Here is a 26,077-nt window from a genome sequence, read left to right as displayed (position 1 = left end):
GTCAGCCTCCCCGCGGTTTGTTGGCGCGCGGCGCGGCCGGCGGGAACTCGGACTTGAGCTGGTCCCAGGTCTCGACCTCGTACGAGAACGGGTCGTGGCTGCGGCCCTTGGGGATCTTGCGCTCCATCGCGCGCGGCACCACGCCGCCCAGACCCCGGTACTGCACCAGCGGACGGGTTTTTTCCTCCGGCTTGAGGGGCGCCGTCTGCGCGCGGTGTTTGGCATGGAACAGACTGACCTTGCTGGCCGGGTCGTTCAAGTCGCCGAAGGCGAAGACCTCGGCGGGGCAGACCTCCACGCAGGCCGGCTCCATGTCGGCGTCCAGCCGGTGCGAGCAGAAATCGCATTTGTCGGCCACTTCTGCCACCGGGTCGATGTGGATAGCGCCGTAGGGACAGGCCTTGATGCAATCGCGGCTGCGGTCGCAGACCGCGTCGTCGATGCGCACGATGCCGTCGGCGCCACGCGTGATCGCATCGGTGGGACAGGCGTCCAGGCAGGGCGCGTCCTCGCACTGCATGCACAGCGTCGGCAGGAAGGCGCGCTTGGTCGTCGGCTGCTGGTTGTACGGATTGAGCGCGGCGAAATCGTAGTAGTACACCTTGGTGCGGAAGTGGCCGAGCGAGACGGAGTTCTCGACTTTGCAGGCGACCGAACAGGCGTGGCAGCCGATGCAGCGTTCGAGATCGATGGCCATGCCCCATTTGGGGCCGGCGCTGGCGGTTGTGGTCATGAATGTCCCCGGTGAGATGCGCGAACTGCGATTGTAGAGCAGCGGAGCGGCGCTTCCGGACCATGCACCAAAATAATGCATAAGCTTGCGCGGATTCGTTCGTTCATTTCTGGTCCTGTGGTTGATAGGATGGCATCCCCATCTTTCATCGGACCACTTCAGTGCAAACACAATTTAAATTGAATCCGCTGGCGGCAGGCGCTATCGCGCTGCTGTGCGGCGCTGCCGGCTCGTCGAGCGCGCAGGTGGCGGGCTCGGAAACCCTGAACCCGCCCGCAGTTGTCGTCACCGGCTCGCGCATTCCGCGCGCCACGCTCGAGGGGCCTTCCGCCGTCACCGTCATCACCGGCGAGGACATCACCAAGCAGGGCTACCGCAACGTCTTCGACGCCTTGAACAACCAGGCGCAGAACAGCGGCTTCACGCAGGGCGCCGACTACGGCAACACCTTCACGCCGTCGGCCAACACCATCAGCCTGCGCGGCCTGGGGCCGAACCACACGCTGGTGCTGCTCAACGGCCGTCGCATGGCCGACTTCCCGATCGCTTATGAAGGCACGGTCAACTTCACCAACCTGGCCAACATCCCCTCGAGCGTGGTCGAGCGCATCGAGATCCTCAGCGGCGGCGCGTCGGCCGTCTACGGCTCGGACGCGATCGCGGGGGTGGTCAATATCATCCTGAAAAAACAAGCGGAAGGTTACGATATCAACCTGAAAGCCGGCGGTACTTCGCGCGGCGGGGGCGGCGACAAGCGCCTGCAGGTCACCGGCGGCCACGCTTTCAACAAACTCAATACCCTGTTCAGCATCGAATTGCTGGAGCGCGATCCGCTGTGGAGCCGCGACCGCGATTTCATGAGCACCCGCACCGGCGTGGCGCCGACCTCGATCCTGGGCCGGCGCAATGTCACCAGCGGGCGCTATGTCGATCTGGGCGACGCCTGCGCGGGCCTGGGCGACGTCTTCAACGGCAGCGCCGTCAAATACACCGCCAGGACCGGCAGCTACTGCGCCAGCCCGAACGTCGGTCCCACCTACTGGACCACGCAGACCAAAAACAGCAGCCAGAATGTGTTCGGCAGCGCCAACTACGAGCTGTCGCCGTCCACCACCCTGTTCATCGAGGGGTTATACGGCCAGAATCGCAGCGCGAACAACACGCGCGGCCCGTCGTGGACCTCGCGCTCGCTCACCGACGCTTATTTCGTCAACCAGAACACCGGCAACTACGAAGCGTGGAACAAATACATCTCGCCCGAGGAGATGGGCGGCGTCGATCGCTACAACCGCACCTGGGACGACCAGGCCAGTTCGCTGTCGTTCGGCGCCAAGGGGCAGCTCGCCGGCAGCTGGCAGTACGAAGCAGCCTACACGGCGTCGCTCTACAAGAGCCAGGCCAAGGCGCCGCGCGCGCTGGCCAATATCGACAGCTTCTTCCTTGGCCCGCAACTGGGCGTGGACGCCGACGGCGTGGCGATCTTCGCGCCCGACCAGTCGCGCCTGACGCGCCGTTTGACGCCGACGGAGTTCGACAGCATCACCGGCTTCACCCACAGCGACGACAAGTCGTGGACCAATACCCTCAGCTTGTCCGCCAACGGCGAGGCGTTCGCGCTGCCGGCCGGTCCGGTCAGGCTGGCGACGGTGGCGGAGGTGGGCAAGCAGGGGTTCTCGAACCGTCCCGATGAACGCATCAACCAGGGCTACTTCAACCTGGCGCCGCCGGCCGACGTCACCGCCGGCACCCGCAAGCGTTACGCGCTGGGCGTGGAGGCCAACGTGCCGCTGCTGCAGCAGTTGTCGGCCACGCTGGCCGGCCGCTACGACCATTACAGCTACGCCGGCCGCGATCAGGGCAAGGCCACCTACAACGGCGGCCTGGAATGGCGTCCCGTCAAGCAGCTGCTGGTGCGCGGTAACTACGCGACCAGCTTCCGGGCGCCGGACATGAACTACATCTTCAAGGCGCGCGGCACCGGCTATTATTCTTCCACCACCGACTACTACCGCTGCGCGAAGGCCGGCCAGCCGGTGGCCGATTGCGAGTTCGCCAACGTCTCGCCGGGATCGGACTATGTGCAGAACGGCAGCAAGGACCTGCGCGCGGAGCGTGGCCGTTCGACGGGCCTCGGCCTGGTGTGGTCGCCGAGCGCCGACTTCGACGTCTCGCTCGACTACTGGAACATCAAGATCGACGATCTGGTGACCAACCTGAGCGCCGACAAGCTGCTGCGCGACGAATCGGATTGCCGCATGGCCGGCGACCTGACCTCGCCGACGTGCGCCGACGCCATCGCCCGCATCGAACGCAACCCGCTCACCGCGCTTAACAAGCCGGGCGAGATCCGCCAGATCACGGTCAATCCGATCAACGCCGCGTCCACCAGCGTGAACGGCATCGATGTCAGCGTCAAGCATGTGCTGCGCACGGCCGGCTGGGGCCTGTTCGTCTCGAAGCTGAATTATTCGAAGACGCTGGACAAGAAGTCGCGCCAGTTCTCGGGCGATCCGTTGAACGACGACCTCAAGGACCTGACCAATCCCGATTGGCGCGACAAGCTCAATGCGAGTGTGACGTGGAATCTGGAGAAGTGGTCGAACACGCTGTTCGTGCAGCGCTACAGCAAAGTGCCCAACGGCGCCGGCGAGGCGTATCTGACGCCGACGACGTTGGTCAATGCGAGCGTGGTGTATCGTTTGAATCCGAGCACCACGATCTCCGTGGCGGTCAACAACCTGTTCAACAAGGTCAAGAGCGACACCAGCGGCGGTTGGCCGTATTACCCGGTCGGGAGCTACAGCCCGGTCGGACGTCAAGGCTGGGTGGAACTGAACTACCATTTCGGTTCCTGACGCATTGGCGGATTACGCGCTGCGCGCCAATCCGCCATGCCCCGCATATTCCGTCACCCAATACGCCAGCGCCAGGGCCGGGAAGGCCATGCCGGTCAGCAGCGCCGCATGCCAGCCGTGCGTGGCGAACATCCAGCCGCCCAGCGCCGAACCGAGCGCGCCGCCGGCGAAGAACAGCGCGAAATACACCCCGTTCAAGCGGCTGCGCACCTCCGCGCCCAGGGTGAAGATGGCGCGCTGGCCGAGCACCAGGTTGGCCGCCACGCCCATATCGAGCACGATCGAGGCGATCACCAGTATCGCCAGGCCGACGTTGCGCGATTCCGGCGCGATCATCGGCAGGGCGAAGCCGACCACGCCCAGCGCCAGCGCGGCGGCCGTCGCCATCAGGGTGTGGCCCGCATCGGCCAGGCGCCCGGCGATCGGCGAGGCCACCGCGCCGGCCATGCCGACCAGCGCGAAGATGGCGATGCCGGTCTGCGACAGGTGGAACTGCGGACCGGCCAGCATCAGCGGCGTGACGGTCCAGAATAAACTGAACGATCCAAACAGGCCGGCGTGGTAGGCGGCGCGGCGGCGCAGCAGCGGCGTGCGCAGGAACAGGTGCCACAGGGACGCCATCAGCGCCGGGTAGGTGATGTTCGACGCCGGCACCCGCAGCGGCAGTTTGGCGCGCAGCACCAGCGCCACGGCCAGCACGATGATCGCGGCGCCGCCGAAGACGACGTGCCAGTTGCTGGCGTCGGCCACCAGGCTGGCGACCGGGCGCGCCAGCATGATCCCCAACAGCAGGCCGCTGACCACCTTGCCCACGGTATGGCCGCGCGTCGATTCCTTCGACAGGTGCGCGGCGAACGGCACGATGATCTGCGCCGCCACCGAGCCGAGGCCGATGCCCAGCGCCGCCGTCAAGAACATCCAGGCGCTGGTGCTGAACGCGGCCAGCACCAGCATCGCCGATGTGAACAGCAGGCCGCTGACGATCAGGCGGCGGTTTTCCAGCAGGTCGCCCAGCGGGACGACGAACAGCAGGCCGATGGTGTAGCCGATCTGCGTCAACGTGACGATCAGGCCCGCCGCCTGCGCCGACAGTCCGGTGGCGGCGCTGATCGGGCCGACCAGCGTTTGCGCGTAATACAGGTTGGCGACGATCAGGCCCGTCGCGGCGGCCAGCAACAGCACCATGCCGGGGCTGATGTCGGTTTCCGAAGGTTTGTTCATGATGGCTCCAGGAATGGAATTTCGATGAGCCCAGTGTAGGCGAAACCGCGATGAAGATAATTAGGGCATAATGCTCCCATACTTTTCACTTTATATGAACAATCATGGATCGTTTGAAGGCCATGCAGGTGTTTGTGCGCATCGTCGAGGCCAATAGCTACACCAAGGCGGCCGAAACGCTGGACCTGCCGCGCGCCGCGTTGACGGCGACGATCAAGAAGCTGGAGGCGTTTCTGGGCACCCAGCTGCTGCAGCGGACCACGCGCCGCCTGTCGCTGACGCCCGACGGCGCCGACTACTTCAGGAAATGCCTCGATATCCTGCAGGCGGTGGACGACGCCGAGGGCACTTTCCGCGGCCAGCGCGCCGCCACGCCCAAAGGCCGGTTGCGGGTCGAGCTGCCCGGCGCGGTCGGCCGCAACCTGGTCATGCCGCACATCGGCGCCTTTTGCCGCGACTATCCGGAGATCGATCTGGTCGTGTCCCTGAGCGAACAGGTGAAGGATTTGACGCGCGAAGGGCTGGACTGCTCGCTGCGCGTGGGCGACCTGCAGGATTCATCGATGATCGGCCGGCGCCTGGGCAGCATGGGCTTCCTGACCTGCGCCTCGCCGGGCTACCTGGCCGCCCACGGCGTGCCGCGCACGCTGGAGGACCTGCACGCGCATCGCGGCGTGACGCATTTTTCCGGCCGCACCGGCCGTCCGTTCGACTGGGATTTCGTCGCCGACGGCCGCGTGGTGACGGTGGCCGTGCGCGGCGCCATCGCGGTCAACGATCCGGACGCCTACATCATCTGCGCGCTGCAGGACATGGGCCTGATCCAGGCGGCGCGCTACCAGGTGCGCCATCACCTGGCCAGCGGCGCGCTGGTCGAGGTGCTGCACGCCATGCCGCCGACGCCGATGCCGATTTCGCTGCTGTATCCACAGGGCCGCATGGCGTCGCCGCGCCTGAACGTGTTCGCCGCCTGGCTGGCCGGCCTGTTCCGCGACGATGCCGACCTGCAAGCCTGAATTGTAAAAAGCGTTGTTTTACTGGCATCCCGGACACCGTGCCGGTCTATAATATTCCCATGAAAAAACATTCGATACGTTTGGCGGCAGCAGCCGCGACGTCGCTGGCGCTGCTGTCGGCGTGCGGCGGCGGCGGCGGTGGCAACGCGCCCGCGGCCACCCCCGCGCCGCCGGTCGGCGTCACGCCGACACCGACGCCACCGGTGGTGCCGACGCCGTCGCCCGCTCCCGATCCGACTCCGTCCACGCCGGTGGGCCCGCCCGTGATCGATCCCAACAATCCACCCGACTGGCTGGCGCTGGCCAACCGCTGCGAGCATCCGCTTCCGGGCAGCTCGGACCGGCAAGGTTCGCTGATGGACGAATTGAAGTGGCTGCGCTCCTTCTATAGCGAGACCTATCTGTGGTACCGCGAGCTGCCCGCCAACCCGCGGCTGGAGAACTACACGCGCGCGGTGGACTTCTTCGCCGACTACAAGACGTTTGCCACCACCGCCTCCGGCCGGGCCAAGGACCGCTTCCACTTCACCTATCCGACCGAAGTGTGGGAAGGGCTGTCGAGTTCCGGCACGGAGGTCGGTTACGGCGTGACCTGGGCGCGCAACGCCGACCCGGCGGCGCCGCGCGTATGGGCGGTGGCGATGGTGGCGCCGGCGTCGCCCGGCGCGCTGGCCGGCTTGCGGCGCGGCGACGGCCTGCTCTCCGTCGACGGCGTCGCGTTGACCGACACGACCAGCGCCGGCGTCGCGCGGCTCAACGCCGGCCTGTTCCCCGCCACCGCCGGCGAGACGCACAGCCTGGTGCTGACGCGCGCCGGCGTGCCGCTGACGGTCAACCTGGCCTCGAGGCAGGTGAGCAATCCGCCGGTGCAGAACGTCAAAACCATCGACACGCCGACCGGCAAGGTCGGCTACCTGCAGTTCGACGACCACAATCAGCTGTCCGAGAGCGAGCTGGCGAAGGCGATCGGCACGTTCAAGGCGGCCAACATCGTCGATCTGGTGCTCGACATGCGCTATAACGGCGGCGGCTACCTGGCCGTGGCCAACGAGCTGGCCTACATGATCGCCGGACCCGCGGCCACCAGCGGCAAGATCTTCGAGCAGCTGCAATACAACGACAAGACCACGCCGCAGCCGCCGGACATGTTCCGCACCAAGGCTTACGGCTTCAAGTCGTCGCAGCTGGCCGCCGGCGCCGCGCTGCCCTATCTGGGGCTCAAGCGCGTCACCATCCTGACCACGCCGGGCACCTGCTCGGCCAGCGAATCGGTAATCAACGGCTTGCGCGGCATCGACGTCGAAGTCAATTTGATCGGCGGCGAAACCTGCGGCAAGCCATACGGCTTTGTGCCGGCGAATAACTGCGGCACCACCTACTTCGCGATCCAGCTGCAGGGCGCCAACCACAAGGGCTTCGGCGACTACGCCGATGGTTTCCAGCCGACCTGCCGCGCCGACGACGACTTCGATCACGTGTTGGGCGACAGCGCCGAGCGGCTGCTATCGACGGCGCTCAGCTACCGCGCGAGCGGCGCCTGCCCGGCGCAGCCGGCCATGAACCGCGCGCGCTCCGCCACCGCCACCATCGGTTCCGGCGCCATGACGCTGGTGCGCCCACAGGCCAGGGAAATCGCGATCCGCAATCGCTAGCGCGCAAAGCCGACTATAATTTCCAGCGTACCCGGTGCCGGCGCAGGCACCGGTCGATCAACCCCACGCTGGAAGTTCGTCCATGATCCGTTCCGCCATACTGCTTGCCTTTGCCTCCGCCACCACTGCCATCACCGCCACCACCGCCGGCGCCGCGCCGGCCACCGCCGCCGCTTCCCTGAGCACCATCGCCGAGCGATCCGGCTTCCAGAACACCGGCCGTTACGACGAGGTGGTCGCGCTGTGCGCGCGCTTCCAGAAGGCCTATCCGAAGCAGGTGCGATGCTTCGAATTCGGCCGCACGCCGGAAGGCCGTCCGATGCTGGCGCTGGCCGTCTCGCGCACCGGCGCGCTGACCGCCGAGCAGGCGAAAAAGCGAGGCCTGCCGGTGCTGCTGGTCCAGGGCGGCATCCACGCCGGCGAGATCGACGGCAAGGACGCCGGCTTCCTGGCGCTGCGCGAGGCGCTGGAGAACAAGGCCGCCCCCGGCGCGCTGGACAAGCAGGTGCTGTTGTTCGTCCCCGTGTTCAACGTCGACGGCCATGAGCGCTTCGGCAAATGGAACCGGCCGAACCAGCGCGGCCCGGTCGAAATGGGCTGGCGCACGACGGCGCAGAACTACAACCTCAATCGCGACTACGTCAAGGCCGACGCCCCGGAGATGCAGTCCATGCTGGCGCTGGTGAACGCCTGGGACCCGCTGGCCTACATCGACCTGCACGTGACCGACGGCGCCAAGTTCCAGCCGGACGTCTCGATCCAGGTCGAGCCGGTGCACGGCGGCGACGAGGACCTGAAGCAGGCCGGCCTGGCGCTGCGCACCGCCGTGATGGCGGACCTCGCGGCGCAGGGCTCGGATCCCAAGCCGTACTACATCTCGTTCGCGCTCAACGACGATCCGGCCTCCGGCTTTGTCGACAGCATGCCGGCGCCGCGTTTTTCGACCGGCTACTTCCCGATGCGTAACCGCTTCGCGATGCTGGTCGAGACCCACTCGTGGAAGGATTATCCGACCCGCGTGCGCATCACGCGCAACACCATCGTCTCGCTGCTGTCGCAGGTCGGCGCGCACGGCCAGCAGTGGCTGAAGGCGGCGCGCGAGGCGGACGCGCGCGCGGCGGCGCTGGCGGGCGCCGAGGTGCCGCTGAGCTATCGCACCACCTACAACACCAAGACCATCCAGTTCCCCGGCTACGAGTACACGCGCGCGCATTCGGAAGTGTCGGGCGGTTTGATGACGCACTACGACGAAAGCAAGCCGCAGATGTGGACCGTGCCGCTGCGCGACGAGATCGTGCCCGATTTGCGGGTGGCCGCGCCAAGGGGCGGCTATCTGGTGCCGCTGGCCGACGCGCCCCGGGTGGCGGCCAAGCTGAAACAGCACGGCATCACGTTCAAGGTGCTGGGCGCGGACCAGATGGCGGCGGAGGTGGAGACTTTCCGCGCCAGCAAAACCACATTCGGCGCGCAGTCGTTCGAAGGACGGCAGTCGCTGGCGGTCGAAGGCGATTGGGGCCGCGAGCGCCGCAGCGTGGCCAAGGGTTCGCTGTTTGTGCCGATCGCGCAGCCCAAGGCGCGCCTGGTGATGACGATGCTCGAGCCGCGCGGCGCCGATTCGCTGCTGGCGTGGGGCGAGTTCAATAACGCCTTCGAGCGCAAGGAGTACATGGAGGAGTATGTGGCCGAGGATGTCGCGCGCGAGCAGCTCGAAGCCGATCCGGCGCTGCGCGCCGAGTTCCAGAAAAAGCTCGACACCGACGCCGAGTTCAACAAGAGCCAGCAGGCGCGCCTGGAGTTCTTCGCCCGCCGCCATGCGTCGTGGGACGAGCGCTTCAACTTGTACCCGGTGATGCGCACGGCGCAGAAGTTTTAAGCGGGGAGGGGCGGTAGCGCAAATGGCCCGTGCGGGAAACGGTCTCTTTTGGCTGTCTCTTTTTGTCGCTTTTGGTCTCTTTCGGTCTCCTGCTTCTTTTAAAGCAGGCTGGAGTAGAAAAGAGACAAAAAGAGACCGAAAGAGACCAGCGAAAGAGACGCGTTCCCGCACGGTGTGGTTTGGGCTTGCATCTCGCTGGTCCCGAGCAAGGTGGCGGAGCTATCGCTTTCGCGCAGTGTGCCAAATCTGAAGTATCTCAATCCGGCCGGCTTTGATGCGGTAAGTAATCAAGTAATGGCGATGCACGATGATCTCGCGGACACCAGGCGTGGTTTCCCGCCCCAACTTAGGATTCGTTCCCAATGTCTCGGTTTTGGCGCGAATCGCTTGGGCCAGTTTGCGCGCGGCTTGCGGTTTATCGATCGAGATGAAATCGATGATGTCGGACAAATCGGATAGGGCGCGGCGCGACCAGTGGGTTTGCAGGTCAGGCGCCATGACGAGCGAACCACTCGTCGACCTCGTCCTTCGAGGCGAAATCGCCGTCGTCTGCCGCAGCGACGGCTTCCTGCAGATCGAGCAACTGCGGCACCCGCCAAGTGACGTAGTGTCTCAGCGCATCTTGCGCAATTGATTCAGCCGGTTGGCCGGACAAGGTTTCGATTTTGTCCATGGCCCGCTTCAATTCAGGCGACATCGCGACTTCGATGTTGAGGTTGTCACTCATGACGCACTCCCGTTAAGAACCGGCTTTGATTATATGCCTGTTACGGCGCGCGCTTGAGCACTTCGCTCTGGATCGCGAACGCGCCGTTGACGCCATCGAGCGTGATGCTCTCGTCCTTGTCGAACAGGATGTCGCCGGTGAAGGCGCCTTCGGCTTCGCGCATCTCGTTTTTGCTGAAATCGAACAGGCCGCGGTCCATCATGTGCGACGGCTTGATGTTGCCCATCGCGGTGAACATGCTCTTGATCCACAGCGGATTCTTTTGCTGCCAGGTCGCCAGCATCTCCTTCATCGCCTGCCGCTGCAAATTCGGCTGCGAGCCGCACAGGTTGCACGGGATGATGGGGAAGCCCATCTTGCCGGCGTATTTTTCGATGTCCTGCTCGCGGCAGTAGGCCAGCGGGCGGATCACCACGTTCTCGCCGTCGTCGGCGGTCAGCTTGGCCGGCATGGTTTTGATGGTCCCGCCGTAGAACATATTGAGCAGGAAGGTCTCGAGGATGTCGCCCTGGTGGTGGCCCAGCGCGATCTTGGTCGCGCCCAGCTCCTTGGCGGTGCGGTACAGGATGCCCCGGCGCAGGCGCGAGCACAGCGAGCAGGTGGTCTTGCCCGGCTCGATCTTCTCGGTGACGATGCTGTAGGTGTCCTGCTCGACGATCTTGTACGGCACGCCGATCTTTTCAAAATACTCCGGCAGCACGTGCTCCGGGAAGCCCGGCTGCTTTTGATCGAGGTTGACCGCGATCAGGTCGAACTTGACCGGCGCGATTTTCCGCAGGTGCATCAGGATGTCGAGCATCGCGTAGCTGTCCTTGCCGCCGGACATGCAGACCATCACCAGGTCGCCCTCGGTGATCATGTCGAAATCGACGATCGCCTTGCCGGTTTGCGTGCGCAGCTTCTTTTGCAGCAGCTCGAAGCGGCGCGAATCGGTCGGGTCGCGCTCCGGCGCGGCGGCTGCGGCGTGGTGTTCTTGCGGGAGGTGCAGTGGGGCGTTCATATCAGACGTTGTCCTTGATCTTGAAGACTTCGACGCCGACGCCTTCGCAGTCCGGATACACGTCCGGCTTCATCGTCGACACGCGGGCGGCGCGCACGCGCGGGTGGTCCAGCATCGCGCGCACGATGTCGTCGCACAGGCTTTCCTGCAGCTGCACGTGGCCGCGCGCCATCAGCTTGGCGATGGTGTCGCGGATGAAGTCATAGTCGACCACCTCGTCCAGCTGGTCGTGGGTCGGCGTCGACACCGCCAGCGGGATGTACAGGTCGACGTTGATCAGCAGCCGCTGCTCGCCCTTTTTCTCGAATTCGTACACGCCGATGTTGATCAGCACTTCGTAATTGCGCAGGAACAGGCGGCGGCAGTCGGTCAGGCTCGGGTGGGACAGGGCGGACAACATGGGATTACCTTCTTTCGATTTAAATTCTACTTATTCAGCGAGCTTATTTAGCCAAAAACATCACGTCGCGCGGCAGCGGCATCAGGTGCTGGCCGCCGTCGACCAGCAGGGTGGTGCCGGTCATGGCGCGCGCCGAGGCGGCGTAGACGACGCTGTCGGCGATGTCCTCTGGGGTGCTGGAACGGCCCAGCGGGGTTTGCTGGTGCGCGTTGGCGAAACCGGCTTCGGTCTGGTCGCCGGACACCATCGTGATGCCGGGCGCGATGCCGACCACCCGCACCGCCGGCGCCAGCTGCTGCGCCAGCATCGTGGTGGCGGTGTGCAGCGCGGCCTTGGACAGGGTGTACGACAAAAAATCAGGATTGAGATTGTACAGTTTCTGGTCGAGCAGATTGATGACGGCGGCCGGCTCGCCGCCGCTGCCGACGGTCGCCGCGTGCAGCGCCTGCGACAGCAAAATCGGCGCGGCGACGTTGGCGCGCATGTGGGCGTCGAGGCGGGCGGCGGTGAAGTCGGCGGCGCTGTCGTAGTCGAACAGCGAGGCGTTGTTGACCACGCAGCGCACCGGCCCGAGGGCGGCGATGGCGCGCGGCAGCAGTTCGCGCACCGCCGCTTCGTCCGACAGGTCGCATTGCAGCGCGACGGCGCGCCGGCCCAGCGCGACGATGTCGGCCGCCACCTGGCGCGCCTCGTCCGCCGAGGCGCGGTAGTGCACCGCCACGTCCCAGCCGGCGCGCGCCAGCCCGAGCGCGATGGCGCGGCCGATGCGGCGCCCGGCGCCGGTCACCAGGGCGACGCGGACGGGCGCCGGCGCTGCCGGGGTGGGGGAGGTGGAGTGCTGCGTTGTGGTCATAGTCGCTGTTCAAAAAATGTTGTGGGTGTCACGTAATATCACGCACCTGCGCCGATTCGCTACAATGCCGGTATGTCCCTACCCGTACCTTCTAGCGACGCGCTGGCCGCGTCCCACGCCCTGCAGAACCTGATCGCCGCCGACATCGAACGCCATGACGGCGCGATTTCCTTCGCCCGCTTCATGGAGCTGGCCCTGTACGCGCCCGATCTGGGCTACTACAGCGGCGGCTCCGCCAAGCTTGGCAAAGATGGCGATTTTACAACCGCGCCGGAACTGACGCCGCTGTTCGGCGCCGCGCTGGCGCGTGTCGCAGCCGCTATTATCGCCCAAAGCGCGCCGCGCATCCTCGAATTCGGCGCCGGCACCGGCAAGCTGGCGTTCGACATCCTGAGCGCGCTGGCGGCCGACGGCGTCGCCGTCGAGCGCTATTTCATCGTCGAACTGTCCGGCGAACTGCGCGCGCGCCAGCGCGAGCGGTTGCGCGACTTCCCGCAGGTGGAATGGCTCGACGCGCTGCCGGACGCCTTCGACGGCGTCGTTGTCGGCAACGAGGTGCTCGACGCCATGCCGGTCCACCTGGTCACCAGGCACCCGCAAGGCTGGCAGGAGCTGCGCGTGACGGTGCGCGACGGCCGCTTCGACTGGCTCGAGGCGCCGGCCGACGCGGCGCTGCTGGCGCAGATCGAGCGCCAGGTCGCCGGCCACGCCGAACTGCCGGTCGGTTACGTCACCGAGGTGCACGGCGTCGCCTGCGGCTTCATGGCCACCCTGGGGCGCATGCTGCGCGACGGCGGCGCCAACGCCGCCTTCCTGTTCGACTACGGCTTCCCGGCGCACGAATACTATCTGGACCTGCGCGCCACCGGCACCCTGATGTGCCACTACCGCCACCACGCGCATCCGGACCCGTTCTATTATCCCGGCCTGCAGGACATCACCGCCCACGTCGATTTCACGGCGATGGCGCTGGCGGCGCAAGACGCCGGCGCCGGCGTGCTGGCGTACCTGAACCAGGCCGCCTTCCTGATCGGCGCCGGCATCGGCGAGCTGCTGATGCGCACCGACCCTTCCGACACCAAGCATTACCTGCCGCGGGCGGGCGCCGTGCAAAAACTGCTGTCGCCGGCCGAGATGGGCGAATTGTTTAAAGTCTTGGTTATAGGAAAGAACGTCACCTTGCCCGACGCCATCACAATGCATGACCGCAGTCATCGTTTGTAGACAAAATGACACAATGGCGAGAAAGGCAAAGGCCGCCGCCGCCTGAACGGCGGGATGGGCGGGCCAAGATCGGCTATGATGCAGGATCGAGCGCCGATTTAACGCCATGGGACCAATGGGAAAGATACACACTCACTATGACAACCTGAAAGTGTCGCGCATGGCGCCTCAGGAAGTCATACGTGCCGCCTACAAGGCCCTCAGCCAGAAATACCATCCGGACAAAAATCCGGGGGATGAAAAGGCTGCGCGCATCATGGCCATTCTCAACAGCGCCTACGACACCTTGTCCGACACCCAGCGCCGCCGCGAGCACGACGAATGGATCGCCGCCGAGGAGTGGGAGATCGAGTGGCTGGAAAGCACCCGCAACGAGGATGGCCGGGGCGCCGACAAGTACCGCCACGACGCCGACCGCTGGAATCCCGAGCCGGTCGACGAGCCGCAACCGTTGCCGGCGCCGCTGCGCAAATGGAAGTGGTGGGCCGGGCTGGCCGGCTGCCTGGTGGCCGGCTGGCTCGGCGGCACGATGGCGTCCCAGTCGGCGTTGCTGGACGCGGCGCTCGGCGGCAAGGTGCGCGGCGGCGCCAAGGCCGAGCCGGTGCGCGCGGCCAAGGCCGAACCGCGCGAGCGCGAACGCGACGACTGGGCCGGGCCGCAATCGTTCTATCCGGAGGCCGACACCTCGCCGGCGCCCAAGGGGGCTCCGGTCAAGGTGGTGGCGATGTCGCAGATCGTGCTGCCGGGCCTCACGCCCGATTGCGACAACGACAGCCAGACCCTGGTCTCGCCCAACGGCGAGCCGTGGCCGGCCAACTCCGGCTATATCGAGGGCTTCAGCGTCGGCAACCGCGGCGACGACATCCAGCTGATGGTCGACAACGCCAACAACGCCTCGGCCGTGTTCATCAAGGTCTACGACGTCGAGCGGCGCGCCAATGTGCGCTACGCCTATGTGCGCGCGCACGACAAGCTGATGGTTGACAAACTATCGAATGGCAAGTACGAGATCCGCTACCAGAACCTTGACCCCGCCGCCAACCGCGGCGGCTGCTCCGGCGCCGGTCCCGGCGGCGGCGCGGCCCCCAGCCGCACTGCCGCCGCCGAGGCCGACACGCTGCCGGTCAGCAATTAGCTCGCCACCGTCTCCATCAGGCCCATTTCCTCGCTCGACATCAGCTTGTCGATATTGACCAGGATGAGCATGCGCTCGTCGATGGTGCCCAGGCCGATCAGGTAGTCGGAGCTGAAGGCGGTGCCCATCTCCGGCGCCGGCTTGACCTGCTCGGGCGTCAACGTGGTCACGTCGGACACCGAATCGACCACCATGCCCACCACGCGGCCGTTGATGTTGAGGATGATGACGACCGTGAACTGGTCGTACACCGGCGCGCCCAGGTTGAACTTGATGCGCATGTCGACCACCGGGATGATGATGCCGCGCAGGTTGATCACGCCCTTGATGAACTCCGGCGCGTTGGCGATGCGGGTGACGGCCTCGTAGCCGCGGATCTCCTGCACCTTGAGGATGTCGATGCCGTATTCCTCGGCGCCGAGCGTGAAGGCCAGGAACTCCCGGCCGGCGATATCGGAGGCGTTTTCTTGCATGGCGATGGTCCTTGTCGTGTCTTTATTTGTGTCCCTTGCCGGCCCGTCCCGGCACCTTGTTGTGGTCCTTGAAATGTTGATCCGGGGTGGCAGCCGCCCTCTAAGAGTAGCAGAGTCGGGGCGCCGTGACGAGCGTTGGGAAAGCGCCGTTTGGTAAAAAGCGGCGCGCTGTTGCTATCGCTTCCATGGAGCTTGTCACAGGGGGGGAATCTGATTATGCTAGCCTCAGCTCAGGCACACGGCGCGGCCGGACGCCGGACCTTCCAGGAGATTTGTGTATGACAGATGCAACCGCCTCAGACGACGACTGGCTGATCGAGGAAGACGAGGAAGACCAGCCGGCCGATGGGGCGGGCGCTCCCGACCAGCGCCAATGGCGCGTGCTGATCGTCGACGACGACGCCGACGTCCACGCCGTCACGCGCCTGGCGCTGCGCAACGTCAGCTTCAAGGGCCGCGAACTCGAACTGTTCTCCGCCTACAGCGGGCGCGAAGCGTTCGACATCCTGCGCGACACGCCCGACATCGCGCTGGTGCTGCTCGACGTGGTGATGGAGACCGACGACGCCGGCCTGATACTGGCGCGCCGCATCCGCGAGGAGCTGCACAACGCAATCGTGCGCGTGGTGCTGCGCACCGGCCAGCCGGGCCAGGCGCCCGAGCAGCGCGTCATCATCGAATACGACATCAACGACTACAAGGCCAAGACCGAGCTGACCACGCAGAAGCTGTTCACCACCGTGATCTCGGCGCTGCGCGCGTACGAGAGCCTCAACATGCTCGAACGCAGCCGCATCGGCCTGGGCAAGATCCTGGCCGGCGCCACCAATCTGTACCAGATCCATTCGCTGCGCGAATTCGCCTCCGGCGTGCTCAATCAGGTCAGCGCGATCCTCGACGTCGGCTCCGACGGCGTGCTATGCCTGATGCAGGGCGACACCGGCGTCACCAGCGTGGTGGCGGCCACCGGCGGCTACGCGCAACTGAGCGAGTCCGAGCTGATGCCGACCGGCCATCCGTTGTGGCCCACCATCGCCAAAGCCTTCGCCGAAAAGAAAAGCCAGTTCGACCACCCGGCCAACGTGCTGTTCATCCACACCCAGGAAAACCGCGAGGTGGCCATCTCGGTCACGCCGCCGTGGCCCCTGGCGCAGATCCAGCGCGACCTGCTGGAGGTGTTCTGCCAGCGCATCGCGGCCGCCTTCGACAACCTGTACATGTTCGGGCAATTGCGCAAGGCGCAGGAGGCCACCGTGGTGGCGCTGGCCGACCTGGCCGAGTTCCGCGACAGCGGCACCGGCGGCCATGTGCGGCGCGTGCAGCAGCTGTCGTCGTCGCTGGCCGCGCGGCTGGCCGAACGCGGCTCCTATCCCGACGAGATCACGCCGCAGCTGCTCGAGATGATCGGGCTGGCGAGCATCCTGCACGATGTCGGCAAGGTGGCCACGCCGGACCACATCCTGCTCAAGCCGGGCGCGCACACGCCCGAGGAGCGGGCGCAGATGCAGACCCACGCGGCGGTGGGGCGCGCGATCCTCGAGCGCGCCGCCGGCATGGTCGACGGCGTGAGTTATCTGACGTATGGCGCGGCGATCGCCGGCGGCCACCACGAGCATTTCGACGGCAACGGCTATCCGAACCAGCTCAAAGGGACCGACATCCCGGTTGCCGCGCGCATCGTCGCCGTGGTCGACGTGTTCGACTCGCTGCTGCACGAGCGGCCGTACAAGGAACCGTGGCCGCACACCGAGGTGATGACCTACATCACCGAGCGCGCCGGCAAGCAGTTCGACCCGGAGGTGGTGGCGTCGCTGCTGGAGTTGATCGAGCGCGATCCCACAATAGGCCGCACGCCGGATTAGGCGGAACGCCGTAATCCGCCATTGCGTGCGCCGCCGGCGGCTCATAAATGGCGGATTACGCTGCGCTAATCCGCCCTACGTGTTTGCGTGGTTCCTCATCTTCAGCATCCTCGTTTTGCGCCATCGCTTCGAAGCTGGCGGCCGGCATCGGCCGCGCAAACAAATACCCCTGCGCCTCGTCGCACTGCTTGGCGCGCAGGAAGTCGCGCTGCGCCTCGGTTTCCACCCCTTCCGCCACCACGCCCAGCCCCAGCGAATGGGCCAGCGCGATGGTGGCCGCGACGATCACCGCGTCGTCCGGATCGGTCTCGATATCCTTGACGAAGCCGCGGTCGATCTTGATGCGGTCGATCTCGAACAACTTCAAATAACTGAGCGACGAATAGCCGGTGCCGAAATCGTCGATCGCCACCTTGATGCCGCGCGAGCGCAGTTCGACCAGCAGCGCGCGGCTGCGTTCCGGATCCTGCATCGCCGCCGACTCGGTGATCTCCAGTTCCAGCAGCGCCGGATCGATGCCCTGGCTCGATAGCAGGTGGTCCAGGTGCGGCAGCAGGCCGGCGCCGTGGCACTGGCGCGCCGACAGGTTGACCGCCAGCCGCAGGTGCGCCAGCGGCGTGCCGCGCCACGCCGCCAGCAGGCCGGTGGCGCGCTTGAGCACCCAGTCGCCCAGCGGCAGGATCAGCCCCGACTCCTCGGCGATCGGGATGAAGCGGTCCGGCCCCACCATGCCCAGCTCCGGATGGTGCCAGCGCAGCAGCGCCTCGGCGCCGATGATGCGCTGCGTGGCCAGCTCCACCTGCGGCTGCAAATACAGCTCGAACTCGTCCTGCTCGAGCGCCTGCCACAATCGGTTCTCCAGCATCAGCCGCTCGTGGGTGGCGACGTTCATCGCCGCCGAGAAGAACTGGAAGTTGCCGCGTCCCTGGCTCTTGGCGGCGTACATCGCGGTGTCGGCGTGGCGCATCAGGGTGCTGCCGTCGTCGCCGTCGGACGGGAACATCGCCACGCCCACGCTGGCGCCGCTGTGGATGGTCTTGCCCTCGAGCGGATAAGGCTCGGTGAGCGACTCGACGATGCGCACGGCGATGTGGGTGACGTCGTCCGGCGTGACGCCGCCGGAGGTGACGACGATGAATTCGTCGCCGCCAAGGCGGGCGATGATGTCGACCTCGCGCAGCAGCTCGCGCAGGCGCTGGGCCACGGCGACCAGCAGCAGGTCGCCGGTCTGGTGGCCGTGGGTGTCGTTGATCTTCTTGAAGTGATCGAGGTCGATGAACAGCACCGCCGCCGCGCCGTGGGTGCGGCGCGTCTGCGCCAGCAACTGCTCCAGCCGCAGGTTCAGCGACAGGCGGTTGTCGAGCCCCGTCAGGGTGTCGTGGTGGGCCAGGCGGTGGATGCGCTCCTGCGCCATGCGCTGCTCGGTGAGGTCGTGCAGGATGGCGACGAACAGGTGCTCGTCGGGCAGCTCGACTTCGCTCACCGAGATCGCCAGCGGGAATTCGCTGCCGTCGCTGCGCCAGCCGGTCAGGGTGTAGTCGTGCGTGACGCCGCAGGCGATCATGCGCAGCAGGCCGGCCGCGTCGAGGCCGTCGGCCTCGCCGACGCCGACCGGGATCAGGCGCTCGAGCCGCAGGCGCGTCATCTGCTCGGGCGTGTAGCCGAACAGGCGCCCGGCGGCGGCGTTGGCCGACATCAGCAGGCCGTCGCCGTCGATGGTGAGGATGGCGTCGGCGGCCTTGTTCAGGATCGCTTGCAGCCTGGCTTCGCGTTCGCGCAGGCGCGCGGTGCTGTCCTTGACCTGCGCCTGGATGCGCGCGCGCTCGCCGCTGATGAGCAGCATCAGGGCGCCCAGCAGGCCAGTCAGCAGCAGGCCGCAGGTCAGCACCGTCCAGCTTTGCCAGCCGCGCTGCTGCTGCAGGTAGGCCGGCGTCGGCGCCAAGGTCAGCTCGTAGATGCGGCCGCCGAAATGCAGCTGGTGCTGGAAGTCGCCGGTGGCCGGCGCGCGCAGCAGCGTGTCGCGCAGGCTGCGGCCCGGGGTGTCGTCGTCCATGTCCTCGAAGCGCACCAGGAAGTGCTCGAACTCGGAGCGCTTGAGCGCCTGGTCGAGGTAGGCGTCGAACTGCAGCGCGATCAGCAGCGCGCCGGCCGGCTGGTGCTGGGCGTTGTTCGGATAGACCGTTTGCAGCAGCACCACGCCATGGCCGGGCAGGGTGCGCGCGAATTGCAGCGGCGACGTCGCCGTCGGCTGGCCCGACTGGATCGCCCGCTCCAGCGCGGCGCGGCGCTGGTCCTCGGACAGGAAATCGAGACCGATATAGTCGCGCGCCTCGCCCGGTTCGACGAAGGTGACCGGGAAGTAGCGCGCACGCCTGGGTGCCACGCGCCAGGTGCCCGCCAGCGAGCGTTCGCGGATCTCGAACGCCGGCGCGACGTGCTGGCGCGCCCACGACTCGAACGTGGCGCGGTCGGCGCCGGCCACCGGCACCAGCCAGCCCATCGACAGCAGCTCGGGGCGCTGGTCGAGGTAGCCGTGCGCCAGGTTGCTGAAGTCGTCCGCGCCGAGGATGCGGCTGGGATCGTTGAGCGCCTTGGCCATGGCGTAGATGAAGCGTTCGTGCTCGCTAAATTGCGCCTGCAGCAGGTCGCCCGTCTGCTGCGCCTTGAGGCGGAAGGTTTGCAACTGCTGGTTGCTTTCCCATTTGTCGGCCTGCACATAGATGGCGATGAAGGCGGCCGCCGACAGCACCAGCGGCAGGCCCACCAGCAGGCGGCGCCGTTCCCACAGCGCGCGCGGGCGGCCGATGGCGATCCACGTCAGCGGCGCGGCCAGCAGCACGCCGATGGTGTCGCCCATCCACCAGGCCAGCCAGTCGCCCACCAGGCCGTCCCAGCGCAGCGCGCCGGCCAGCAGCATGCCCGACAGCGAGACGGTGCAGCTGATGACGGTGACGCTGACCGCCAGCAGGATGAAGCGCGCCACGTCGCGTCCCGAGCCGAGGGCCGGATCGATGTGGCGGCGGAACAGGCTGGCGCCCACCCAGGCTTGCAAGGTGGCGCCGGCGGCGGCCGACAGCGCGCCGAGCAGGGCGGGCGCGGCGATGCCGCCCAACCCCTGCCACGACGGCATCAGGTTGACGCACAGCGCGCCGAGGGCGACGGCCGGCAACAGCCGCATGCCGCCCATGGCGCAGGCGGCCAGGGCGAGGCCGGCGGGCAGGAAGATCGGGGAAGCGTAGCCGGGCGGCAGCGCCAGCAGCAGGCCGAGGCGGCCGGCGATCAGATAGGCTGCCAGCAGGGCCAGGTTGGCCAGCGCCAGGTGACGTCGGCCTGAGCCGGGGGAATACAGCTGCGTGGTGTTCAACTGCGGTGCTCCCGGGTCGCGTGGGTGGGTCGAAAAGCGGGTCCAGCTGCGACCGATTGTATAGGAAATCATTCAACGTAAAAACAACACTTGCACTTTTGCACGCGGTCCAGTTAAAATCTCGCCCCGAAGCAGACGGTTCATCCTCAGGGACGCAAAATATCGCAGTCCAAGTGAAATTGGAGGGTTGACAGGTCAAAGTAATTGCTTCATACTCTGCGGTTCCTCGCGGAGGGGTGGCCGAGTGGTTAAAGGCGACAGACTGTAAATCTGTTCTCTATGAGTACGCTGGTTCGAATCCAGCCCCCTCCACCAAGTTGTTGCGGTGAGACTGAGTAGCAAAAGTGAAATGAACGATACCTCGCGGGTGTAGCTCAATGGTAGAGCAGAAGCCTTCCAAGCTTACGACGAGGGTTCGATTCCCTTCACCCGCTCCAGTGTTGTTGCAATGCAGATGCGCAGGCAGGGCATCAAATAGTAGTACCCCATCAGCCCTTTTAGCTCAGTGGTAGAGCACTCCCTTGGTAAGGGAGAGGCCACGTGTTCAATCCACGTAAAGGGCACCAGAATTCGCAGTGCATCAGTAATACGCAGCACGTCGGCACAGAGCAGCAAAAAATTCGGTAGCAACAAATTCAGCAGTATTCACAGACAGTCGGGCGCGAGCCCGGGCAATCACACCAAATCGTTAGGAGTCTAAAATGGCAAAAGGTAAATTCGAACGGACCAAGCCGCACGTCAACGTCGGCACCATCGGCCACGTCGACCACGGCAAGACCACCCTGACCGCTGCGATCGCAACCGTTCTGTCGAAGAAATTCGGCGGCGAAGCTAAAGCATACGACCAGATCGATGCGGCTCCGGAAGAAAAAGCACGCGGCATCACCATCAACACCGCGCACGTCGAGTACGAAACCGCTGCCCGTCACTACGCACACGTTGACTGCCCAGGCCACGCCGACTACATCAAAAACATGATCACCGGCGCGGCACAGATGGACGGCGCGATCCTGGTGTGCTCCGCAGCTGACGGCCCAATGCCACAGACCCGCGAGCACATCCTGCTGGCCCGCCAGGTTGGCGTTCCATACATCATCGTGTTCCTGAACAAGTGCGACCTGGTCGACGACGCTGAGCTGCTGGAACTGGTCGAAATGGAAGTTCGCGAGTTGTTGTCGAAGTACGAATTCCCAGGCGACGACGTACCGATCATCAAAGGTTCTGCCCGTATGGCGCTGGAAGGCAAAGAAGGCGAAATGGGCGTTGACGCGATCATGCGTCTGGCCGATGCACTGGATAGCTACATCCCTACGCCAGAGCGCGCAGTCGATGGCGCCTTCCTGATGCCAGTGGAAGACGTGTTCTCGATCTCGGGTCGCGGTACCGTTGTGACCGGTCGTATCGAGCGCGGCATCATCAAGGTCGGCGAAGAGATCGAAATCGTTGGTATCACCGACACCGTCAAGACCACTTGCACCGGCGTGGAAATGTTCCGCAAGCTGCTGGACCAGGGTCAAGCCGGCGACAACGTCGGTCTGCTGCTGCGCGGCACCAAGCGTGAAGACGTCCAGCGTGGTCAGGTTCTGGCCAAGCCGGGTTCGATCAAGCCGCACAACCACTTCACCGGCGAGATCTATGTCCTGTCGAAAGATGAAGGCGGCCGTCACACCCCGTTCTTCAACAACTATCGTCCACAGTTCTACTTCCGTACGACTGACGTGACCGGTTCGATCGAACTGCCAGCGGACAAAGAAATGGTTATGCCAGGCGACAACGTGTCGATCACCGTCAAGCTGATCAACCCGATCGCGATGGAAGAAGGTCTGCGCTTCGCTATCCGCGAAGGTGGCCGTACCGTTGGTGCAGGTGTTGTTGCGAAGATCATCGCTTAAGGAATATCCTGATCTACCACCAGGGGCGTCTCTGGTGGTATAATCGATATCCTTTGTAGTTTTACGTAGGGACGTAGCTCAATTGGCAGAGCGTCGGTCTCCAAAACCGAAGGTTGGGGGTTCGATGCCCTCCGTCCCTGCCACCGTTTTCAGGTGCAGGGCACCGAAAGTAAATTAAATGTCAAATCAATCCGTGCAGACCGTCAGCACGTCGAATGACAAGATTAAGGTTGCGCTGGCAATAGCCGTTGCAATCGCAGGCGTGGTGGGGTTCTATTACCTGTCAGACAAACCAGCTCTCGTACGCGCAGGCGCACTTGTAGCTGGTTTGGCTTTTGCCGTTCTGCTCTTGTGGACTTCGTCGACTGGCCGTGATTTCCTGAATTTCGCCAAAGAAGCCGTACGCGAGACGAAAAAGGTCGTTTGGCCTACCCGTCGCGAAGCAACCCAGATCACCGGCATTGTATTCGCCTTCGTTCTGGTGATGGCGCTGTTCCTGTGGGGCACGGATAAGACGTTGGAATTCCTGTTGTACGATCTCATTCTGGGCATACGAAAATAATGAACGAAAACGTGCAAGATGACGCGGCAGGCGAAGAAGTCACCGGCGCAGCACCGGCGGCTGAAGCTGCTGAAGCTGTATCCGCGCCGGTAAGCGTTCCAGTGAGCAATAAGCGCTGGTACGTTGTTCATGCGTATTCCGGTATGGAAAAAAGCGTGCAACGCGCGCTGACCGAGCGCGTCGAACGCGCCGGCATGCAAGACCAGTTCGGCCAGATCCTGGTGCCGACCGAAGAAGTGGTTGAGGTCAAGAACGGTCAAAAGTCCGTCACCGAGCGTCGTTTCTTCCCGGGCTACGTCCTGGTTGAGATGGAAATGACCGACGAGACGTGGCACCTGGTGAAAAACACCAACAAGGTGACCGGCTTCATCGGCGGCAAATCGAACAAGCCGACCCCGATTCCGGCGCGCGAGATCGACAAGATCATGCAGCAGATGCAAGAGGGTGTCGAGAAGCCGCGGCCAAAAGTGCTGTACGAAGTGGGCGAGCAAGTCCGCATCAAGGATGGCCCGTTCACCGACTTCAACGGCAACGTCGAGGAAGTCAACTACGAGAAATCGAAAGTGCGCGTCTCGGTCACCATCTTCGGCCGCGCCACACCAGTCGAGCTCGAATTCGGCCAGGTCGAAAAAGTATAAATACCGTTCGCCAGAACGGGCGACGGTGTAAAAACCCCGACAATCTGGCACCAGAGGAGCCCCGCCATGCAATCGATCGCATGGCGGGGCGCTACTACTCATACCCAAGATAGGAGCCATCATGGCAAAGAAAATCATTGGTTTTATCAAGCTGCAAGTGCCAGCTGGTAAAGCAAACCCATCCCCACCGATCGGTCCAGCGCTGGGTCAGCGCGGTCTGAACATCATGGAATTCTGCAAAGCGTTCAACGCGCAGACCCAGGGTATGGAACCAGGCATGCCGATTCCGGTCGTCATCACCGCCTTCGCCGACAAGTCGTTCACCTTCGTGATGAAGACGCCGCCAGCGACCTACCTGATCAAGAAGCACTCGGGTATCACCAAAGGTTCGCCGAAGCCACATACCGACAAAGTCGGTAAGCTGACCCGCGCGCAAGCTGAAGAAATCGCTAAATTGAAAACCCCAGATCTGACCGCTGCGGACATGGATGCTGCTGTACGCACCATCGCTGGTTCCGCACGTTCGATGGGCATCACGGTGGAAGGTCTGTAATCATGGCAAAACTGTCCAAACGCGCAAAAGTTATCAAATCCAAAGTTGATAGCACCAAGACCTATGCCTTCGACAACGCTGTTGCGCTGATCAAAGAGCTGGCCACCGCCAAGTTCAACGAATCGATCGACGTGTCGGTTCAGCTGGGCGTGGATCCTAAGAAGTCGGATCAAGTCGTTCGCGGTTCCGTCGTGCTGCCAGCCGGCACAGGCAAGACCGTTCGCGTCGCCGTGTTCGCTTCGGGCGAAAAAGCCGAGCAGGCCAAAGCCGCCGGCGCCGACGTTGTTGGTATGGAAGACCTGGCCGAGCGCGTCAAAGCCGGCGACATGCCTTTCGACATCGTCATCGCTTCGCCAGACACCATGCGTATCGTTGGTACCTTGGGTCAGATCCTGGGCCCACGCGGCCTGATGCCTAACCCGAAGGTCGGCACTGTTACCCCTGACGTCGCTACCGCCGTGAAAAACGCGAAAGCCGGTCAAGTTCAGTACCGTACCGACAAAGCCGGTATCATCCACGCTACGATCGGCCGCAAGTCGTTCGCCGACGCCGATCTGAAGAGCAACCTGGTTGCCCTGATCGACGCGCTGAACAAAGCCAAGCCAGCATCGAGCAAAGGTGTTTACCTGCGCAAGGTTTCCCTGTCGTCGACCATGGGCGCTGGCGTCCGTGTTGACCAGGCTACCCTGGCTGCTTAATAGGCAACAACTGGGTGTCAGGTTCGGATGCGCGCAGCGTGTTCGACCCTGATACCCACTGAATAAATTTAGTCCTTATGCTGAAAAGCATGGGGCAGTTCTTTGGGCTGGTCGACACTGCTTGCAGTGGCGGCCAGACAATCAAAGACCGTTGGGCTCAGCGCAGCAGGCAGGCGCCGGGTTAATTGGATTTTCCGCCCAACGCAGATGGTGTACCCGATCAAGTTTCGTAGTCCATTGGACTCCTAAACCTCGGACGCCGTTGTTCGAACCGATGGCAGGCAGTCGCCCGTCATCATTTAAGGAGGTTGACCGTGGGTCTCAATCTGAATGACAAAAAGGCCGTCGTCGCCGAAGTTTCCGCAAAAGTAGCAACTGCGCAAACTATCGTCGTGGCCGAATATCGTGGCATCCAGGTTGCTCACTTGACGCAACTTCGTGCCAAAGCGCGCGCTCAAGGCGTGTACCTGCGTGTGTTGAAAAATACGCTCGCTCGTCGCTCCGTCGAAGGCACGCAGTTCGCCAACCTGGCAGACAGCATGACCGGTCCGTTGATCTACTCGATCTCGGACGATGCCGTTGCAGCAGCTAAAGTCATCGCTGACTTCGCTAAAACCAACGACAAACTGGTCATCACCGCAGGTAACTACGCAGGCAAGCAGCTGGATAAAGCAGCTGTTACCGCGTTGGCGAGCATTCCTAGCCGTGAAGTCCTCATTTCGCAGTTGTTGGGCGTTATGCTGGCTCCGGTGTCGGGCTTTGCACGTGGTCTGGCTGCTCTGGCAGCGAAAAAATCCGAAGGCGCTCCTGCCGCAGCTGAAGAAGTTGCAGCAGAAGAAGCCCCAGCCGCTTAATAGCGACTGTGCCCTGGCTTAGCTAGGGCGGGTTTTTCTCAAGTACCAATCTGATGTACTAACGAATCAATAAATTATTGGAGTTTCAAATGGCAATTAGCAAAGACGACATCCTGGCAGCAGTTAGCGAAATGTCCGTAATGGACCTGAACGAACTGGTCAAAGCTTTCGAAGAAAAATTCGGCGTTTCGGCCGCTGCAATGGCTGCTCCAGCAGCTGGCGGCGCAGCCGGCGGCGCAGCTGCCGCTGAAGAGCAAACCGAGTTCAACGTTGTTCTGACCGAAATCGGCGCGAACAAAGTTGGCGTGATTAAAGCTGTTCGCGAAATCACCGGTCTGGGCCTGAAAGAAGCCAAAGACGTGGTTGATGGCGCTCCTAAGACCGTTAAAGAAGCCCTGTCGAAAGCTGACGCTGAAGCCGCTAAGAAGAAGCTGGAAGAAGCTGGCGCCAAGGCTGAACTGAAGTAATCAAGTTGTACGGCGGCTAGTTAGC

At 64.2% G+C, this 26,077-nt stretch carries 23 protein-coding genes and 4 tRNA genes; 18 read left to right on the top strand and 9 right to left on the bottom strand.

Going from position 1 to position 26,077, the window contains the following annotated elements; genetic code table 11:
* Window position 1: 1 nt before the first annotated feature.
* A complete protein-coding gene (locus AC0IYS_RS29465) occupies window positions 2-733 on the bottom strand; it encodes a 4Fe-4S dicluster domain-containing protein (RefSeq protein ID WP_471708500.1) in 732 nt (243 codons plus the stop codon).
* A 161-nt stretch (window positions 734-894) separates the two neighbouring features.
* Between AC0IYS_RS29465 and AC0IYS_RS29460 the strand changes: the two genes are divergently transcribed.
* Window positions 895-3,588, top strand: a complete 2,694-nt coding sequence (locus AC0IYS_RS29460) for a TonB-dependent receptor plug domain-containing protein (RefSeq protein ID WP_471708498.1) — start codon at window positions 895-897, stop codon at window positions 3,586-3,588.
* 12 nt (window positions 3,589-3,600) lie between these two features.
* Here AC0IYS_RS29460 and AC0IYS_RS29455 read toward each other — a convergent pair whose 3' ends face one another.
* Window positions 3,601-4,809: an MFS transporter gene (locus tag AC0IYS_RS29455; protein ID WP_471708497.1), complete on the bottom strand. Its 1,209-nt coding sequence runs from the start codon at window positions 4,807-4,809 to the stop codon at window positions 3,601-3,603.
* A gap of 104 nt (window positions 4,810-4,913) precedes the next feature.
* Here AC0IYS_RS29455 and AC0IYS_RS29450 point away from each other — a divergent pair, with 104 nt between their 5' ends.
* The 3 genes from AC0IYS_RS29450 (at window position 4,914) to AC0IYS_RS29440 (ending at window position 9,350) form a co-directional block, all read left to right on the top strand.
* Complete coding sequence (locus AC0IYS_RS29450; protein ID WP_471708496.1) at window positions 4,914-5,825, top strand: LysR family transcriptional regulator; 912 nt, start codon at window positions 4,914-4,916, stop codon at window positions 5,823-5,825.
* A gap of 59 nt (window positions 5,826-5,884) precedes the next feature.
* On the top strand, window positions 5,885-7,477 hold the full coding sequence (locus tag AC0IYS_RS29445; RefSeq protein WP_471708495.1) for a S41 family peptidase: 1,593 nt from the start codon (window positions 5,885-5,887) through the stop codon (window positions 7,475-7,477).
* Between the two features lie 82 nt (window positions 7,478-7,559).
* Window positions 7,560-9,350: a M14 family metallopeptidase gene (locus AC0IYS_RS29440; RefSeq protein WP_471708494.1), complete on the top strand. Its 1,791-nt coding sequence runs from the start codon at window positions 7,560-7,562 to the stop codon at window positions 9,348-9,350.
* 219 nt (window positions 9,351-9,569) lie between these two features.
* On the opposite strand, the gene AC0IYS_RS29435 is transcribed toward AC0IYS_RS29440, so the two are convergent.
* Genes AC0IYS_RS29435 through AC0IYS_RS29415 form a run of 5 tightly spaced genes read right to left on the bottom strand, consistent with a single transcriptional unit; the run spans window position 9,570 to window position 12,330 of the window.
* Window positions 9,570-9,848 (bottom strand): type II toxin-antitoxin system RelE/ParE family toxin, encoded by a 279-nt coding sequence (locus AC0IYS_RS29435; protein ID WP_471708493.1) that lies wholly within the window; start codon window positions 9,846-9,848, stop codon window positions 9,570-9,572.
* The gene (locus AC0IYS_RS29430; RefSeq protein ID WP_471708492.1) at window positions 9,838-10,077 is read right to left on the bottom strand and encodes a hypothetical protein; all 240 of its coding nucleotides are present in this window, start codon (window positions 10,075-10,077) and stop codon (window positions 9,838-9,840) included. Before AC0IYS_RS29430 ends, AC0IYS_RS29435 begins: the two co-directional genes overlap by 11 nt.
* A 40-nt stretch (window positions 10,078-10,117) precedes the next feature.
* A complete protein-coding gene (gene ttcA, locus AC0IYS_RS29425) occupies window positions 10,118-11,077 on the bottom strand; it encodes a tRNA 2-thiocytidine(32) synthetase TtcA (protein WP_471708491.1) in 960 nt (319 codons plus the stop codon).
* Between the two features lies 1 nt (window position 11,078).
* Complete coding sequence (locus AC0IYS_RS29420; protein WP_090325667.1) at window positions 11,079-11,477, bottom strand: dihydroneopterin aldolase; 399 nt, start codon at window positions 11,475-11,477, stop codon at window positions 11,079-11,081.
* A 43-nt stretch (window positions 11,478-11,520) separates the two neighbouring features.
* Window positions 11,521-12,330, bottom strand: a complete 810-nt coding sequence (locus AC0IYS_RS29415) for an SDR family oxidoreductase (RefSeq protein ID WP_471708490.1) — start codon at window positions 12,328-12,330, stop codon at window positions 11,521-11,523.
* A gap of 72 nt (window positions 12,331-12,402) precedes the next feature.
* Between AC0IYS_RS29415 and AC0IYS_RS29410 the strand changes: the two genes are divergently transcribed.
* Both AC0IYS_RS29410 and AC0IYS_RS29405 read left to right on the top strand, forming a co-directional pair.
* Window positions 12,403-13,554 (top strand): class I SAM-dependent methyltransferase, encoded by a 1,152-nt coding sequence (locus AC0IYS_RS29410; RefSeq protein WP_471708489.1) that lies wholly within the window; start codon window positions 12,403-12,405, stop codon window positions 13,552-13,554.
* A 115-nt stretch (window positions 13,555-13,669) separates the two neighbouring features.
* A complete protein-coding gene (locus AC0IYS_RS29405; protein WP_471708488.1) occupies window positions 13,670-14,689 on the top strand; it encodes a J domain-containing protein in 1,020 nt (339 codons plus the stop codon).
* Here the strand turns inward: AC0IYS_RS29405 and AC0IYS_RS29400 are convergent.
* A complete protein-coding gene (locus AC0IYS_RS29400; protein ID WP_471708487.1) occupies window positions 14,686-15,162 on the bottom strand; it encodes a chemotaxis protein CheW in 477 nt (158 codons plus the stop codon). The genes AC0IYS_RS29405 and AC0IYS_RS29400 overlap by 4 nt on opposite strands.
* A 278-nt stretch (window positions 15,163-15,440) precedes the next feature.
* Here AC0IYS_RS29400 and AC0IYS_RS29395 point away from each other — a divergent pair, with 278 nt between their 5' ends.
* Entirely contained in the window at window positions 15,441-17,024 is a 1,584-nt protein-coding gene (locus tag AC0IYS_RS29395) for a DUF3369 domain-containing protein (RefSeq protein WP_471708486.1), read from the top strand.
* Window positions 17,025-17,079: 55 nt separating this feature from the next.
* On the opposite strand, the gene AC0IYS_RS29390 is transcribed toward AC0IYS_RS29395, so the two are convergent.
* The gene (locus AC0IYS_RS29390) at window positions 17,080-20,388 is read right to left on the bottom strand and encodes a bifunctional diguanylate cyclase/phosphodiesterase (RefSeq protein ID WP_471708485.1); all 3,309 of its coding nucleotides are present in this window, start codon (window positions 20,386-20,388) and stop codon (window positions 17,080-17,082) included.
* Between the two features lie 230 nt (window positions 20,389-20,618).
* Here AC0IYS_RS29390 and AC0IYS_RS29385 point away from each other — a divergent pair.
* The 11 genes from AC0IYS_RS29385 (at window position 20,619) to rplL (ending at window position 26,052) form a co-directional block, all read left to right on the top strand.
* A tRNA-Tyr gene (locus AC0IYS_RS29385) sits at window positions 20,619-20,703 on the top strand.
* Window positions 20,704-20,751: 48 nt separating this feature from the next.
* Window positions 20,752-20,825, top strand: a tRNA-Gly gene (locus AC0IYS_RS29380).
* A gap of 54 nt (window positions 20,826-20,879) precedes the next feature.
* Window positions 20,880-20,954 (top strand) — tRNA-Thr (locus tag AC0IYS_RS29375).
* A 135-nt stretch (window positions 20,955-21,089) separates the two neighbouring features.
* Window positions 21,090-22,280: an elongation factor Tu gene (gene tuf, locus AC0IYS_RS29370; RefSeq protein WP_090325678.1), complete on the top strand. Its 1,191-nt coding sequence runs from the start codon at window positions 21,090-21,092 to the stop codon at window positions 22,278-22,280.
* A 67-nt stretch (window positions 22,281-22,347) separates the two neighbouring features.
* Window positions 22,348-22,423 (top strand) — tRNA-Trp (locus tag AC0IYS_RS29365).
* Between the two features lie 35 nt (window positions 22,424-22,458).
* Window positions 22,459-22,842: a preprotein translocase subunit SecE gene (gene secE / locus AC0IYS_RS29360; RefSeq protein ID WP_471708483.1), complete on the top strand. Its 384-nt coding sequence runs from the start codon at window positions 22,459-22,461 to the stop codon at window positions 22,840-22,842.
* Window positions 22,842-23,480, top strand: coding sequence for a transcription termination/antitermination protein NusG (gene nusG, locus AC0IYS_RS29355; RefSeq protein ID WP_471708482.1), 639 nt, complete (start codon window positions 22,842-22,844; stop codon window positions 23,478-23,480). Before secE ends, nusG begins: the two co-directional genes overlap by 1 nt.
* A 121-nt stretch (window positions 23,481-23,601) precedes the next feature.
* Window positions 23,602-24,033, top strand: coding sequence for a 50S ribosomal protein L11 (rplK, locus tag AC0IYS_RS29350; RefSeq protein ID WP_090325685.1), 432 nt, complete (start codon window positions 23,602-23,604; stop codon window positions 24,031-24,033).
* A gap of 2 nt (window positions 24,034-24,035) precedes the next feature.
* Window positions 24,036-24,731, top strand: a complete 696-nt coding sequence (rplA, locus tag AC0IYS_RS29345; protein ID WP_090325687.1) for a 50S ribosomal protein L1 — start codon at window positions 24,036-24,038, stop codon at window positions 24,729-24,731.
* Between the two features lie 314 nt (window positions 24,732-25,045).
* Window positions 25,046-25,585 (top strand): 50S ribosomal protein L10, encoded by a 540-nt coding sequence (gene rplJ / locus AC0IYS_RS29340; protein WP_471708481.1) that lies wholly within the window; start codon window positions 25,046-25,048, stop codon window positions 25,583-25,585.
* Between the two features lie 89 nt (window positions 25,586-25,674).
* Window positions 25,675-26,052 carry a 50S ribosomal protein L7/L12 gene (rplL, locus tag AC0IYS_RS29335; RefSeq protein ID WP_471708480.1) on the top strand — a complete coding sequence of 126 codons (378 nt, stop codon included), beginning with the start codon at window positions 25,675-25,677 and terminating at the stop codon, window positions 26,050-26,052.
* Window positions 26,053-26,077 lie beyond the last annotated feature (25 nt).

Source organism: Duganella sp. AC237 (assembly GCF_979254035.1).
Note: the sequence above shows the minus strand (reverse complement) of the source record. Positions and strands in the feature narration are given on the sequence as shown.

What these genes read in the sequence shown, in the direction of transcription:
- AC0IYS_RS29465 (WP_471708500.1), bottom strand. Translation starts at nt 733, where the DNA reads ATGACCACAACCGCCAGCGCCGGCCCCAAATGGGGCATGGCCATCGAT.
- AC0IYS_RS29455 (WP_471708497.1), bottom strand. Translation starts at nt 4,809, where the DNA reads ATGAACAAACCTTCGGAAACCGACATCAGCCCCGGCATGGTGCTGTTG.
- AC0IYS_RS29450 (WP_471708496.1), top strand. Translation starts at nt 4,914, where the DNA reads ATGGATCGTTTGAAGGCCATGCAGGTGTTTGTGCGCATCGTCGAGGCC.
- AC0IYS_RS29445 (WP_471708495.1), top strand. Translation starts at nt 5,885, where the DNA reads ATGAAAAAACATTCGATACGTTTGGCGGCAGCAGCCGCGACGTCGCTG.
- AC0IYS_RS29440 (WP_471708494.1), top strand. Translation starts at nt 7,560, where the DNA reads ATGATCCGTTCCGCCATACTGCTTGCCTTTGCCTCCGCCACCACTGCC.
- AC0IYS_RS29435 (WP_471708493.1), bottom strand. Translation starts at nt 9,848, where the DNA reads ATGGCGCCTGACCTGCAAACCCACTGGTCGCGCCGCGCCCTATCCGAT.
- AC0IYS_RS29430 (WP_471708492.1), bottom strand. Translation starts at nt 10,077, where the DNA reads ATGAGTGACAACCTCAACATCGAAGTCGCGATGTCGCCTGAATTGAAG.
- ttcA (WP_471708491.1), bottom strand. Translation starts at nt 11,077, where the DNA reads ATGAACGCCCCACTGCACCTCCCGCAAGAACACCACGCCGCAGCCGCC.
- AC0IYS_RS29420 (WP_090325667.1), bottom strand. Translation starts at nt 11,477, where the DNA reads ATGTTGTCCGCCCTGTCCCACCCGAGCCTGACCGACTGCCGCCGCCTG.
- AC0IYS_RS29415 (WP_471708490.1), bottom strand. Translation starts at nt 12,330, where the DNA reads ATGACCACAACGCAGCACTCCACCTCCCCCACCCCGGCAGCGCCGGCG.
- AC0IYS_RS29410 (WP_471708489.1), top strand. Translation starts at nt 12,403, where the DNA reads ATGTCCCTACCCGTACCTTCTAGCGACGCGCTGGCCGCGTCCCACGCC.
- AC0IYS_RS29405 (WP_471708488.1), top strand. Translation starts at nt 13,670, where the DNA reads ATGGGAAAGATACACACTCACTATGACAACCTGAAAGTGTCGCGCATG.
- AC0IYS_RS29400 (WP_471708487.1), bottom strand. Translation starts at nt 15,162, where the DNA reads ATGCAAGAAAACGCCTCCGATATCGCCGGCCGGGAGTTCCTGGCCTTC.
- AC0IYS_RS29395 (WP_471708486.1), top strand. Translation starts at nt 15,441, where the DNA reads ATGACAGATGCAACCGCCTCAGACGACGACTGGCTGATCGAGGAAGAC.
- tuf (WP_090325678.1), top strand. Translation starts at nt 21,090, where the DNA reads ATGGCAAAAGGTAAATTCGAACGGACCAAGCCGCACGTCAACGTCGGC.
- secE (WP_471708483.1), top strand. Translation starts at nt 22,459, where the DNA reads ATGTCAAATCAATCCGTGCAGACCGTCAGCACGTCGAATGACAAGATT.
- nusG (WP_471708482.1), top strand. Translation starts at nt 22,842, where the DNA reads ATGAACGAAAACGTGCAAGATGACGCGGCAGGCGAAGAAGTCACCGGC.
- rplK (WP_090325685.1), top strand. Translation starts at nt 23,602, where the DNA reads ATGGCAAAGAAAATCATTGGTTTTATCAAGCTGCAAGTGCCAGCTGGT.
- rplA (WP_090325687.1), top strand. Translation starts at nt 24,036, where the DNA reads ATGGCAAAACTGTCCAAACGCGCAAAAGTTATCAAATCCAAAGTTGAT.
- rplL (WP_471708480.1), top strand. Translation starts at nt 25,675, where the DNA reads ATGGCAATTAGCAAAGACGACATCCTGGCAGCAGTTAGCGAAATGTCC.